This window comes from Nocardioides sp. PD653-B2 (assembly GCF_002117935.1).
Taxonomy (GTDB): domain Bacteria; phylum Actinomycetota; class Actinomycetes; order Propionibacteriales; family Nocardioidaceae; genus Nocardioides.
Genome location: NZ_BDJE01000042.1, coordinates 19,867 through 32,054, shown reverse-complemented (window position 1 = coordinate 32,054; position 12,188 = coordinate 19,867). Strand labels below are relative to the sequence as shown.

Genomic DNA, 12,188 nt, shown 5'->3' with positions numbered 1-12,188 from the left:
CCGCCGAGCGTCGTTCGAACGCGTGTTCGAACAGTGCTCACGCTACACCCCGCCGCGGACACCGCGTCAAGCCCGTCAGGGCCGGGTGTCGGCCTCGATCGCGTGCGGCGCGCAGAAGGCCCGGGTGTCCTTGTGCCAGAGGAAGCCGACGACGCCCGCGTCGACGACGAGCGCGGCGACCGCCAGCGCCCAGAACAGCGTCGGCGGGTGCACCCGCAGGCCGGCCAGCGTCGCGATGCCCATCATCACGCCCAGAGCGGTGAGCGCCAGCCGGGCCCAGTTGACCCCGTCGCGGAAGAACATGACGAGGACACCGGCGAGGAGGGCGAGCACGATGAAGAGCGTGAAGGCGACCGGCACGAACGACGGCGGCTCGACCGAGCTGCTGGCGGACTCGCTGGTCGCCCACGCGTCGATCAGGTCGTCCTTGAACACGACGCTGAGCACCGCGGTCAGTCCGCTCAGCACAACCAGGGCGACCAGCAGCCAGATCGCCGCCATCACCGAACCCGGCCGCTGCTGACTCATCCGCTCTCCTCTCGCGCGCCCGTCGGACGCATCTCCCCGGGTCGACTCCCCTAGGGTCTCGCACTATGACGACCGAGCACCCCTCGATCACCCGATTTCGAGATGACCACAGCCGCCGGGGTGGCACCGGCCAGGTGGTCATCCTGCCCGACTCCGTGCACACCGCGGCACTCGCCGCCGAGGCACTGGGCTGCGAGGTCGGAGCGATCGCCAACAGCCTGCTCTTCGACGCCGACGGGTCACCCGTCCTCATCCTCACCTCCGGCGCCCACCGGGTCGACACCCACAAGGTCGCCGGGCTCGTCGGGGTGACCGAGCTCAAGCGCGCGAGCCCCGAGTTCGTCCGGGAGCACACCGGCCAGGTCATCGGCGGCGTCTCCCCCATCGCCCACCCGGCGCCGGTGCCGACGTACCTCGACTCCTGGTTGCGTCGCTACGACGTGGTGTGGGCGGCGGCCGGCCATCCCGCGGCGGTCTTCTCGACGACGTTCGACGAGCTCGCGTCGATGACGGGGGCGCCCGAGATCGAGGTCGAGTGATCCTCGCCGACCCGTCGGCCCGTGCCCGATCTCAGGACGTAGGCCCTAGGGTCACGGCATGGCGCGGGTGGTGGTGGTCGGGGGTGGCTTCGGAGGGCTCGCCTCGGCGGTCCGGCTCGCCAAGCTCGGCCACGACGTCACCCTCGTCGAGCGGTCGGCCACGCTCGGCGGCGCGCTGTCGGAGGTGAGCCAGGACGGGTTCGCGTGGGACGCGGGCCCGACGTACACGATGCTGCCCGCGGTGATCCGCGACCTCTTCCGCAAGTCCGGCCGCCCGGTCGAGCGCGAGCTCGAGCTGGTGCCGCTGGACCTGGTGCGCGAGCACCGGTTCGAGGACGACACCTCGGTCCGGCTGCCCGGCGGCTCGCGGTCGGCGCAGGTCGCGGCCTTCGACGCGATGTCGCCCGGACTGGGCCAGCGGTGGGTCGACCACGTCGCGTCGTACGCCGAGGACTGGGACGTGCTGCGTCGCGGCTACCTCGAGAACCCCTGGGACCCGACCGACCTCCCCCGCGACGTCGCCGCCCGGCTGGGCAGCCGGGAGACGCTGCACAAGCGGCTCAAGAGGACCTTCAAGGACGAGCGGCTGCGGATGGTGGCCGGGCACCCGTTCGTCGCCGAGGGCCACGACCTGCGCAACGTGCCGGCCTGGGCCGGGATGACGGCCTACGTCGAGCAGCGGTTCGGGACCTGGACGGTCGTGGGCGGGATGGCCCGGATCGGCGCCGCTCTCGAGCAGCGGCTCGCCACCCGTCGGGTCGCCGTGCTGACCTCCACCGAGGCGACCGACCTCGTGGTCCGCGAGGGTCGCGTGGTGGCCGTCGCGACCGCTGCCGGTGACCTCGACGCCGACGTTGTCATCTGCGCCGTCGACCCGCGCCGGCTGCCGGCGCTCGCGGCGTACGTCGAGCGCTCGATGCCCGCGATCCCGCCAGTGGTCACCCACGTCGGCCTCGAGGGACCGGGCCCGGACCTCCCCCACGAGCTGGTGCTGCACGGCGAGGCGACGCTCGTCGTCCGCACCGGTGGCCGGGCGCCGGACGGCTGCTCGGCCATCACCGTCCACGGGCGCGGCAAGCTGTCGGAGGACATCCTGCGCGCCCTGGCCCGCCACCGGGTCGACGTCCGCGCCCAGGTCGTCACCCGGGTCGACCGCAGCCCGCGCGACCTGGTGGAGCGCTGGGGCGGCTCGCCGATGGGCGTGCTCTGGCAGGGCCGCGCCACCACCCGGCAACGGCTCGGCCCGCGCACCCCGGTCACCGGCGTGTACGCCGCCGGGGCGCACGCGACGCCGGGCGCCGGCCTGCCGTACGTCGGGCTCTCGGCCGCGCTGGTCGCGGCCGAGATCGGGCCTGCCTAGACGGCCATGTTGAGCGCGGCGAAGATCTCGCGGGTCGCCTTGGACCGGTTGAGCGTGTAGAAGTGCAGCCCCGGCGCGTCACCGCCGAGCAGCTCGTCGCACAGCTCGGCGGCGACCCGGATGCCCTCGGCGCGCAGGGCGGCCGGGTCGTCCTCGTGCGCCGACAGCCGGTCGAGGACCTCGGCCGGGACCGCACGACCGGACAGCTCGGCCATCCGGGTGACCTGGCGCAGGTTCAGGATCGGCATGATCCCCGGCACGATCGGGATGTCGACGCCGGCGGCGCGTCCGCGCTCCACCAGCCCGAAGTAGTCGCTCGCCCGGAAGAACATCTCGGTGATCGCGAACTCCGCGCCGGCCCGCTGCTTGCCCAGCAGCACCTGCACGTCGTGGTCGAGCGACGCGGCCTCGCGGTGCCCCTCCGGGAACGCGGCGACGCCGACGCTGAAGCCGCCCGTCTGCTTGACCAGCGCGACCAGCTCGTCGGCGTAGGTGAACCCGCCCTCGGTCGCGGTCCACGGGGTGCCGGGACCGTCCGGCGGGTCGCCGCGCAGGGCGAGCACGTTGGCGACGCCCGCGTCGGCGTACGACGCGAGGATGCTCCGGAGCTCCGCGCGGGTGTGCCCCACGCAGGTGAGGTGCCCCATCGGGGTCAGGCTCGTCTCGGCCGCGATCCGGCCGGTCACCCGGACGGTCGTGTCGCGGGTCGAGCCGCCGGCGCCGTACGTCACCGAGACGAACGTGGGACGGTACGGCTCGAGCTCGCGGATCGCCTGCCAGAGCTGCTCCTCGCCCGCGTCGTCCTTGGGCGGGAAGAACTCGAAGGAGAAGGAGCGCTCACCGTGACGGATCAGGTCACCGATGCTCCGGGTGCGCTCGTTCGCCATACGCAACAGTCTAGGAGACCCGGGGGGTCGGCCCCGTGCCGTGTCCACGACGGCCCGTGGCTAGTCTCATGGCCGTGACAGGGACCGCGAGTGGCTGGGACAGCGCCGGGTTCCGCGACGGCGTCCAGGCCGCGCTCGACGCGTTCATCGACGAGCAGGCGACCACGCTCACCCCCCTCGGCGACGACGCCGCCCGCCTGGTCCACGAGGCCCGGGCGTCGGTGTCCGGGGGCAAGCGGTTCCGCGCCGCGTTCTGCTACTGGGGCCACCGCGCGGTCGAGCCCGCACCCGACGACGAGGACGCCCTGGTCCGGGCCTGCGCCTCCCTGGAGCTGCTGCACGCCAGCGCCCTCGTGCACGACGACTTCATGGACGCCTCCGACACCCGCCGGGGCCGGCCGGCCACGCACCGGCAGTTCGAGCGTGAGCACCGGTCCGCCGGGTGGCGCGGCGACCCGGATCAGTACGGCGCGGCCGCGGCGATCCTGCTCGGTGACCTGCTGCTGAGCTGGTCCGACGAGCTGCTGCGGCGCTGCGGGCTGCCGTTCCCCCAGGTCGCGCCCGCGCTCGAGGTCTTCGACCGCTGCCGCTCCGAGGTGATCGCCGGTCAGTTCCTCGACGTCTCTGTCCAGGCCCGCGGCCGGGCCGACGTCGACACCGCGATGACCGTGTTGCGCTACAAGTCCGCGAAGTACTCCATCGAGCGTCCCCTGCACATCGGCGCCGCGCTCGGCGGCGCCTCCCCCGCGACGATGGCCGAGCTGACCGCGTTCGGCCTCCCGCTCGGCGAGGCCTTCCAGCTGCGCGACGACCTGCTCGGCGTCTTCGGCGACCCGGACGCGACCGGCAAGCCCGCCGGGGACGACCTGATCGAGGGCAAGCGCACCGTGCTGGTCGCGCTCGCCCTCGACGCCGCCTCCCCCGCCGACGCGGCGTTGCTCGACCGCTCGCTCGGCACCGCACTGTCCGTGGACCAGGTCGCCGAGCTGCGCCGGATCATCGACTCCTCCGGTGCGCACGCCCAGGTCGAGGCCGTCATCGGCAGCCTCGCCGACCACGCCGTCGCCGCCCTCGACAAGGCCGACATCGACGACCGGGCCCGCGCGGTCCTCCGCGAGCTCGCCTCGGCGGCGACGCAGCGGGTCGTCTGACGGAGAGCTACAGGGCCATGGCCTGCGCGCGGCGCTTGGTCTCGGACCCGCGGTTCTCGCGCAGCGCGTCGATCGGGCGGCCCGGCAGGTCGTCGTCGGTGAACAGCCACGCGATGCACTCGCGGTCGTCGAACTTGCCGTCGTGGAGGATCGTCAGCAGCCCGGGCAGGCCCTTGACGACCAGGCCGTCCTGGATGAAGTCGGCCGGGATCTTCTGACCGGCGCCCGCGACCGGGACCGCCGCCGCGAGCTCGTGGTCGCGGATCATGGTGCGGACCTTCGCGACGGTCACGCCGAGCTGGCTGGCGGCCTCGGCCCAGTCGATCCACGCGGGGACGAGGGCGGCGAGATCGGCGTCAGCGAGTCGGTGTTCACTCATGCGCCCAGTGTTCCACCGGGCCGGCCGCTCGCGGAATCCGGACCGCGGACGAGCGCCGAGGGTGAGGCGCGCCACGCCGGGGACGTCTGCGCGCCGTACGACGCCTCCGCGTCCGTACGATTGAGACCCCGGATCCTTCCCCATCCGGTCGCAGGAGGGTCGCTGTGCAGCCAGAACGGCACGCCCGCACGGGCACCGACGCCTCCAGCGACCCCCTGAACGGCCGCCTGCTGGACGGTCGCTACCGGGTCGGCGCGCGCATCGCCCGCGGCGGCATGGCCAGTGTCTACGAGGCCACCGACATCCGCCTCGACCGCACGGTCGCGGTCAAGATCATGCACGCGGGCCTCGGCGACGACGACGAGTTCGCGGCCCGGTTCGTGCGCGAGGCCCGCTCCGCCGCCCGCCTCTCCCACCCCAACGTCGTCGCGGTCTACGACCAGGGCGATGACCACGGCACCGTCTTCCTCGCGATGGAGCTCATCGAGGGGCACACCCTGCGCGACGTCATCCGCAAGGAGAGCCCGATGACGCCGTCGCGGGCCCTGGCGCTGGTCGAGCCGATGCTCTCGGCGCTCGCCGCCGCGCACCGCGCCGGGCTGATCCACCGCGACGTGAAGCCCGAGAACGTGCTGATCGCCGACGACGGCCGGGTCAAGGTGGCCGACTTCGGGCTGGCCCGGGCGATCAGCACCGAGACCCAGCACACCGCGACCGGCGGCGTGCTGATCGGCACCGTCTCCTACCTCGCCCCCGAGCTCGTCGTCGACGGGCGGGCCGACGCCCGCGCCGACGTGTACGCCGCCGGGGTGGTGCTCTTCGAGCTGCTCACCGGGGTCAAGCCGCACGAGGGTGAGACCCCGATCCAGGTCGCCTACAAGCACGTCCACGAGGACGTGCCTCCACCGTCGAGCCTGGTGCCCGGGATCCCGGCGTACGTCGACGCGCTCGTCGCCCGCGCCACCGCACGCGACCGCAGCCTGCGCCCGGCCGACGCCGCGGTGCTGCTCCACCAGGTGCACCGGGTCACCCACGCGCTCGCCGAGGGCGTCCAGGACGACCCCGACCTGACCGCCGACCTCACTCCGTTGCTGATGCACGTCGAGCCGACGGAGGCGCCGTCGCCCGACGACACCGCCGCGGACCCGTTCGACCCGCGGGAGTACGCCGCGCTGATGGCGCCGTCCGCTGCTCGCGCCGAGCGGACGACCCAGCTGCACACGCTCGACCGCCCACCCGCCGGACCCCCGGCGAGCAGGCCACCGCGGCGGACGCCACCGCCGTCACGGCCGCGCCGCCGGCGCCGCGGGCTGGTGCTGTTGCTCGTCGCGCTGCTGCTCGCCGCCGGCACCGGCGTCGGCGCCTGGTGGTTCCTCGACGGCCGCTACACCTCGACCCCGGGCGTGCTGGGGATGACGAAGGGCGCCGCCACGCAGAAGCTGGACGACGCGGGCCTCGAGGTCGCGTGGGGCGACCAGGTCTACTCCGAGACGGTCCCGGCGGGCCGCGTGGTCGCGACCGACCCCGAACCCGGCTCGAAGGTCGTCGACGGCGGCACGGTCACCGTCAACTTGTCGCTGGGCAAGGAGCGGTACGACGTACCGAAGCTCAAGGGCAAGACCGTCGACGAGGCGCAGGACGCGCTGACCGCCACGAAGCTCGAGTACGGCACCAGCGAGGAGCGGTGGTCCAACACCGTCGCCGAGGGCATCGTGATCGCCACCACGCCCAAGGCCGGCACCACGCTGCGGCCCGGCGCGGTCGTCGACCTCGTGGTCAGCAAGGGACCCAAGCCGGTCACGCTCAAGGACTGGGTCGGCAAGGACGCCGACGACGCGCTCGCCTGGATGGACGGGAAGGGCCTCGACGGCTCGATCGCGGGCGAGGAGTACTCCGACACGGTCGACGAGGGCGACGTCATCTCGATGGACCCGCCGGCCGGGACGACGATGCACAGCGGCGACCCGGTGTCGCTCGTGGTGTCGAAGGGTCCGGAGCTGGTCGAGGTGCCGTCGGTGCGGGCGCAGGGCGTCGACGCGGCCACGGCCACCCTCGAGGCGCTCGGCTTCCACGTCGTGACCGAGCGCGCGTCGGGCTACCTCGGCCTGGGCTTCGTGTTCTCCCAGGACCCCGGCGGCGGCGACATGGCCCCGAAGGGCTCCACGATCACGCTCAGCCTCATCTGACCGCGGTCAGATGAGGCTGGTGAGCGGGACCTTCCTGGCCCAGCGCACCTCGCCGTCGGCGTCGACGAAGACCATCGCCAGCAGCAGGTCGCGCTCGGGGCTGCTGGTCTCGAGCTGCCCCGGGTCGAGGTAGTAGGCAAGGGTCCCGTCCCCGCTGTCGGTCGCGTCGACACCCAGCGCGTCGGTGTCGTTCGTCCAGCCCTGGTCGGTGTGCTGCGAAGCGGTGCGGGCGAGCCACGGGTAGTGGTCGGCCAGCGACTCGTAGGCGCCGGACCAGTTCGACCCCGTGCCACCCTCCGCGTCCCACACCCCGAACCCGCGGACCGGCGTCGGCGGTGAGAGGCGACGGTCGAGGAGGAGGAACTCGTAGCTCCCGCCCTGGTCCGGCGTGCCGCTCCACGAGACGTGGACCACGTACATCTGCGCAGCCCGCGCGATGCCGGCCTCACGGCCGACCCCGGCGGCGACCAGCGCATCGCCGAAGCCGGCCGGACCCGTCGCGGTGATCCGGGCCCGGGCGTCGACCCCGTCGCCGCCGTGCGCCCACTCCTGGTCGCGCCGGTGGTCGCGCAGCCACAGCGCGGCCACCACCCCCACGGCCAGCACGACGACGACCACGACCACGACCACGACCGGCATCCGCCGGGTGCCCGAAATCCTCATCACACGTCCACGCTCCCTCCGCCCGAGCAGGCCAGCCGATCGTACGCACCGGGGCGCACGTTAGGTTGACGCCGTGCTCGACCCGGCTGCCGATCCCGCCCTCCGCAACCCGATCGGGACCCACGTCCTGGTCGGCAAGGGCCTGGTCGACGGCGCCGTCGCGAACGCCGACCTCGTCGGCGCGGAGACCTTCCAGGTCTTCGTCGGCAACCCGCGCGGCTGGGCGTTGAGTGCCGGCAAGCCCGCCGACGACGCGCGCTTCCGGGACCTGATGGCCGAGCGCGGGACCCGCACCTTCATCCACTCGCCGTACCTCGTGAACCTCGGCAGTCCGACCCCCGCGACGTACGAGAGGTCGGTCGCGTCGGTCGCCCACAACCTGCGCCGCGCGGCCGAGATCGGCGCCGAGGGCGTCGTCGTGCACACCGGGTCGTTCGTCGACCCGAGCGAGGGCGACAGCGGGGCGAGGTACGCCGCCGCGATGCGCCAGGTGCGTGAGGGCCTGCTCCCGATCCTCGACGCGGTCGCCGACGACGCCGCGCCGTGGCTGCTGCTCGAGCCGACCGCCGGCCAGGGCCGGTCGTTGTGCGCCGGCGTCGAGGATCTCCAGGCCTACCTCGCGGCACTCGACTTCCACCCCAAGGCCGGCATCTGCCTCGACACCTGCCACGTCTTCGCCGCGGGTGCGCCGCTCGACGAGCCCGGCGGCACCACGGCGACCGTCGACCGGATCGTCGAGATCGGCGGCGCCGGCCGGCTGCGGCTGATCCACGCGAACGACTCGATGGACGTGCGCGGTGCCTTCAAGGACCGCCACCAGCGCATCGGCGAGGGGCACATCGGGACCGCGGCGTTCGAGGAGCTGTTCGCGCACCCGGCGACGGCGGGCGTGCCGTTCATCCTCGAGACGCCCGACTCGCGCGACGCCGACACCCGCGACATCCCGCTGCTGAAGAAGCTGCGCGGATGAGCAGCCGTCGTACGACGGTCGTCGCCACCGCCGTCCTGCTCGGCATCACGGCCTGCTGGGGATCGACGTTCTTCCTGATCCACGACCTCCTCGACCGGATCCCCGCCGTGGACTTCCTCGCGGTGCGCTTCTCGATCGCGGCGGTGCTGCTGCTCGCCGTCGCGCCGAAGGCGGTGCTCCGCCTCTCCCCCGCGACCCGCCGTCAGGCACTGGTGCTCGGCTGTCTCTACGGTGTGGCGCAGATCCTGCAGACCGCCGGCCTCGCGCACACCCCTGCCAGCGTCTCCGGCTTCATCACCGGCATGTACGTCGTGGCGACGCCGCTGTTCGCCGCGGTCCTGCTGCGCAGCCGGATCACCCGGATGACCTGGGCGGCCGTCGCGCTGGCCGCCGGCGGGCTCGGCGTGCTGACCCTCGACGGCTTCTCGGTGGGGTACGGCGAGGCGCTGACGCTCGTCGCGGCGATGCTCTACGCGCTGCACATCGTCGGGCTCGGCGCCTGGTCGACGGCGCGCGACGCGCTGGGCATGTCGATCCTCCAGGTCGTGGTCGTCGCCGTCATCTGCCTGGTCGCGAGCGCGCCGCACGGGATCCAGCTGCCCGACAACGGGCGCGACTGGCTCTCGGTCGGCTACATGGCGGTCTTCCCCGCGGCCCTGGCGCTGCTCGGCCAGACCTGGGCCCAGGCCCACCTGCCGCCGACCCGCACCGCGATCGTGATGAGCATGGAGCCCGTGTTCGCGGCGCTCTTCGCGGTCTGGTTCGGCGGCGAGTCGACGACCGTGCGGATGGTCACCGGCGGGCTGATGGTCCTCACCGCGATGCTGATCGTCGAGATCGGGCCGCGCCGCCGGCTCGAGGCCGAGGTGCCGCACATCGCGGTCTGAGCGGGGTCGCGAGGATGGTGCTCCGGAGGTGTCGATCCGCGGGCGCGAGGTGCAGCTCCCGGTCGCCCGGCGCGCCAGCAACACCGAGATCTCGGCGGAGCTGTCCACCGGCTCGGCGACGGTGAGGACGCACTCTCCGGCCTGCTCACCGAGCTCGGCCTGCGCGACCGCACGCAGCTGGTCGTCGTCGCCCACGAGAGCGGACTGGAGGAGGCCGGCCGGCCAGGAAGGTGCGCCTGGGTGAGTGCGCACCGCGGTGCCCTTTGGTCCTAGTACCCACGATTTCGCTGCGTTTCTGGGACCTGGGCGCATAGCGTGCCTGTTCGAGGGCACTCCCCCGGCGCAGCGGCCGGGGCCTCACCGCCCGTGAGGGTGTCTGCAGAACTCGTCCGACGCAGCGGCGGACGATGTCCCGGACACCCTCACGGGGCGCCCTTCTCGGTGCCCCTTCTCGGTGCCCGTCGGTCCGGATGCTGAATGCCCGCGACGAGCCGCCTCACCGTGGCCTACGGTTCCTTCCTGAACAGGCCCCGACGACGTGGCTGGAACCTGAGAGGAACCATCCCATGGTCGTCGTCATGTCCCCCGATGCCACCGCCGAGGACGTCGCGCACGTCGTGGAGCGCGTCGAGAGTGTGGGAGGCGAGGCCTTCGTCTCGACCGGCGTCGTGCGCACCATCATCGGCCTGGTCGGAGACATCGACTCGTTCCACCACCTGAACCTGCGGACCCTGCGCGGCGTCGCCGACGTGCACCGGATCTCCGATCCCTACAAGCTCGTCAGCCGCCAGCACCACGCGACTCGCTCCACCGTGTGGGTCGGCCGCGACGGCCACCAGGTGCCGATCGGTCCCGACACGTTCACGTTCATCGCCGGGCCGTGCGCGGTCGAGACCCGGGAGCAGACCCTCGAGGCGGCGCACATGGCCCGCTCGGCCGGCGCCACCATCCTGCGGGGCGGCGCCTACAAGCCGCGCACCTCGCCGTACGCGTTCCAGGGCCTCGGCGTCGCCGGGCTCGAGATCCTCGCCGAGGTCCGGGAGGTGACCGGCCTGCCGATCGTCACGGAGATCGTCGACGCGCGCGACGTCGCGGTGGTCGCCGAGCACGCGGACATGCTCCAGGTCGGCACCCGCAACATGGCGAACTTCGGGCTCCTCCAGGCCGTCGGCGAGTCCGGCAAGCCGGTGCTGCTCAAGCGCGGCATGACCGCCACCATCGAGGAGTGGCTGATGGCGGCCGAGTACATCGCCCAGCGGGGCAACCTCGACGTGGTGCTGTGCGAGCGCGGCATCCGCACCTTCGAGCCGGCGACCCGCAACACCCTCGACATCTCGGCGGTGCCGGTCGTCCAGGCGACCAGCCACCTGCCGATCATCGTCGACCCGTCCCACGCGGCCGGCCGCAAGGACCTCGTCGTCCCGCTCTCGCGCGCCGCGATCGCGGTCGGCGCCGACGGCGTGATCGTCGACGTGCACCCCGACCCGGAGACCGCGCTCTGCGACGGGCCGCAGGCGCTGCTCGGCACCGAGCTGCGAGAGCTCGCCCAGGCCGTGCGCCGGCTGCCGGAGGCCGTGGGCCGGACCAGCGCTGCTGAGCGGGTGCGCACGGCGTGACCTAGCGGTCACCACTAGTCTGTGCCCGGGGCGGGGAGAAGGGCCTGCGAGGAGAGCCATGTCGACCTGTGTGAGCTGTGGCCACGAGCTCGGAGTGGGCCGCTTCTGCACCAACTGCGGCCACCCCGTGGGAGCCCCGCCGGCCGACTGGCGCACCGACACCGCCGAGCGGCAGCCGGCCACCCCGCTGGCGCCACCGGTCGGATCGGTGCCGCCGAAGCCGCGGTTCCCCCTCTTCGCCGACGAGGTCGACGGTGCCCCGGGCCCGGTGGACCCCGCGCCGGTGCCGCCTCCCCCACCGCTCGCACCGCCGCCCGCACCGTCGGCGCGGTCCCCCCACCGGCGCCGGCGATCCTGGGGGCCGTGGGTCGCGGTCGCCGCCGTCCTCGTGCTCGTCGCCGGCCTCGGCGTCTGGCTGCTCACCGACGACGACGGCTCGACCGCCACCGATCCGGGGCCGGACCGGAGCCCGAGCGCGTCGCACTCGTCGTCGACGTCCCCACGCACGTCCGCGCCCGGCGACCCCGTCCCGGCCGGCGACGTGACCGCCGAGTCGACCGCGCAGGTGCCCGCGACGGCGCCACCCAACCAGGACGTCCAGGGCAACCCGGTCGACTTCGAGGCTGCGAACATGCTCGACGGCGTGCCCGAGACCTGCTGGCGGATGGCGGGCGACGGGACCGGCGAGCAGATCACGATCACCCTGCCCGGCGAGACCGTGGTGAGCAGCGTCGGCCTGGTCAACGGCTACGCCAAGACCGCCCGCGACGCCCAGGGCCGCGAGCTGGACTGGTACCACGGCAACCGACGGGTGCTCTCGGTCGCGTGGGTCTTCGACGACGGCACCACGCTGGACCAGGACCTCGAGGACAGCACCGCGATGCAGTCGATCGACGTCGACGACGTACGGACCTCGACGATCACGCTGCGGCTGGTCTCGGTCTCCGCGCCGGGCACCGGCCGCGCGGCTCGCGACTACACCGCGATCAGCGACCTCTCCATCATCAGCGCTGGCTGACGAC

General features: G+C 73.3%; 12 protein-coding genes. 8 read left to right on the top strand and 4 right to left on the bottom strand.

Going from position 1 to position 12,188, the window contains the following annotated elements:
- Positions 1 to 75: 75 nt before the first annotated feature.
- Positions 76 to 528, bottom strand: coding sequence for a hypothetical protein (locus PD653B2_RS18150; protein WP_133058936.1), 453 nt, complete (start codon positions 526 to 528; stop codon positions 76 to 78).
- A gap of 65 nt (positions 529 to 593) precedes the next feature.
- Between PD653B2_RS18150 and PD653B2_RS18145 the strand changes: the two genes are divergently transcribed.
- Both PD653B2_RS18145 and PD653B2_RS18140 read left to right on the top strand, forming a co-directional pair.
- Positions 594 to 1,067 carry a YbaK/EbsC family protein gene (locus tag PD653B2_RS18145; RefSeq protein ID WP_085873805.1) on the top strand — a complete coding sequence of 158 codons (474 nt, stop codon included), beginning with the start codon at positions 594 to 596 and terminating at the stop codon, positions 1,065 to 1,067.
- A gap of 58 nt (positions 1,068 to 1,125) precedes the next feature.
- Entirely contained in the window at positions 1,126 to 2,427 is a 1,302-nt protein-coding gene (locus PD653B2_RS18140; RefSeq protein ID WP_085873804.1) for a phytoene desaturase family protein, read from the top strand.
- On the opposite strand, the gene metF is transcribed toward PD653B2_RS18140, so the two are convergent.
- Positions 2,424 to 3,314, bottom strand: a complete 891-nt coding sequence (gene metF / locus PD653B2_RS18135; RefSeq protein ID WP_085873803.1) for a methylenetetrahydrofolate reductase [NAD(P)H] — start codon at positions 3,312 to 3,314, stop codon at positions 2,424 to 2,426. The genes PD653B2_RS18140 and metF overlap by 4 nt on opposite strands.
- 74 nt (positions 3,315 to 3,388) lie before the next feature.
- Between metF and PD653B2_RS18130 the strand changes: the two genes are divergently transcribed.
- Positions 3,389 to 4,465, top strand: a complete 1,077-nt coding sequence (locus PD653B2_RS18130; protein WP_242665337.1) for a polyprenyl synthetase family protein — start codon at positions 3,389 to 3,391, stop codon at positions 4,463 to 4,465.
- Between the two features lie 7 nt (positions 4,466 to 4,472).
- Here PD653B2_RS18130 and PD653B2_RS18125 read toward each other — a convergent pair whose 3' ends face one another.
- Complete coding sequence (locus PD653B2_RS18125) at positions 4,473 to 4,844, bottom strand: Rv2175c family DNA-binding protein (RefSeq protein WP_085873801.1); 372 nt, start codon at positions 4,842 to 4,844, stop codon at positions 4,473 to 4,475.
- A gap of 164 nt (positions 4,845 to 5,008) precedes the next feature.
- Here PD653B2_RS18125 and pknB point away from each other — a divergent pair, with 164 nt between their 5' ends.
- Complete coding sequence (gene pknB, locus PD653B2_RS18120) at positions 5,009 to 7,030, top strand: Stk1 family PASTA domain-containing Ser/Thr kinase (protein WP_085873800.1); 2,022 nt, start codon at positions 5,009 to 5,011, stop codon at positions 7,028 to 7,030.
- A 6-nt stretch (positions 7,031 to 7,036) separates the two neighbouring features.
- On the opposite strand, the gene PD653B2_RS18115 is transcribed toward pknB, so the two are convergent.
- Positions 7,037 to 7,696 carry a hypothetical protein gene (locus PD653B2_RS18115; protein WP_133058937.1) on the bottom strand — a complete coding sequence of 220 codons (660 nt, stop codon included), beginning with the start codon at positions 7,694 to 7,696 and terminating at the stop codon, positions 7,037 to 7,039.
- A 70-nt stretch (positions 7,697 to 7,766) separates the two neighbouring features.
- Here PD653B2_RS18115 and PD653B2_RS18110 point away from each other — a divergent pair, with 70 nt between their 5' ends.
- The 4 genes from PD653B2_RS18110 to PD653B2_RS18095 all read left to right on the top strand — a co-directional run bounded on the left by PD653B2_RS18110 (position 7,767) and on the right by PD653B2_RS18095 (position 12,184).
- Positions 7,767 to 8,663 carry a deoxyribonuclease IV gene (locus tag PD653B2_RS18110; protein WP_085873798.1) on the top strand — a complete coding sequence of 299 codons (897 nt, stop codon included), beginning with the start codon at positions 7,767 to 7,769 and terminating at the stop codon, positions 8,661 to 8,663.
- A complete protein-coding gene (locus PD653B2_RS18105; RefSeq protein WP_085873797.1) occupies positions 8,660 to 9,550 on the top strand; it encodes a DMT family transporter in 891 nt (296 codons plus the stop codon). Before PD653B2_RS18110 ends, PD653B2_RS18105 begins: the two co-directional genes overlap by 4 nt.
- 566 nt (positions 9,551 to 10,116) lie before the next feature.
- Positions 10,117 to 11,166: a 3-deoxy-7-phosphoheptulonate synthase gene (gene aroF, locus PD653B2_RS18100; RefSeq protein WP_085873796.1), complete on the top strand. Its 1,050-nt coding sequence runs from the start codon at positions 10,117 to 10,119 to the stop codon at positions 11,164 to 11,166.
- Positions 11,167 to 11,224: 58 nt separating this feature from the next.
- Positions 11,225 to 12,184, top strand: a complete 960-nt coding sequence (locus PD653B2_RS18095; protein ID WP_133058938.1) for an NADase-type glycan-binding domain-containing protein — start codon at positions 11,225 to 11,227, stop codon at positions 12,182 to 12,184.
- Positions 12,185 to 12,188 lie beyond the last annotated feature (4 nt).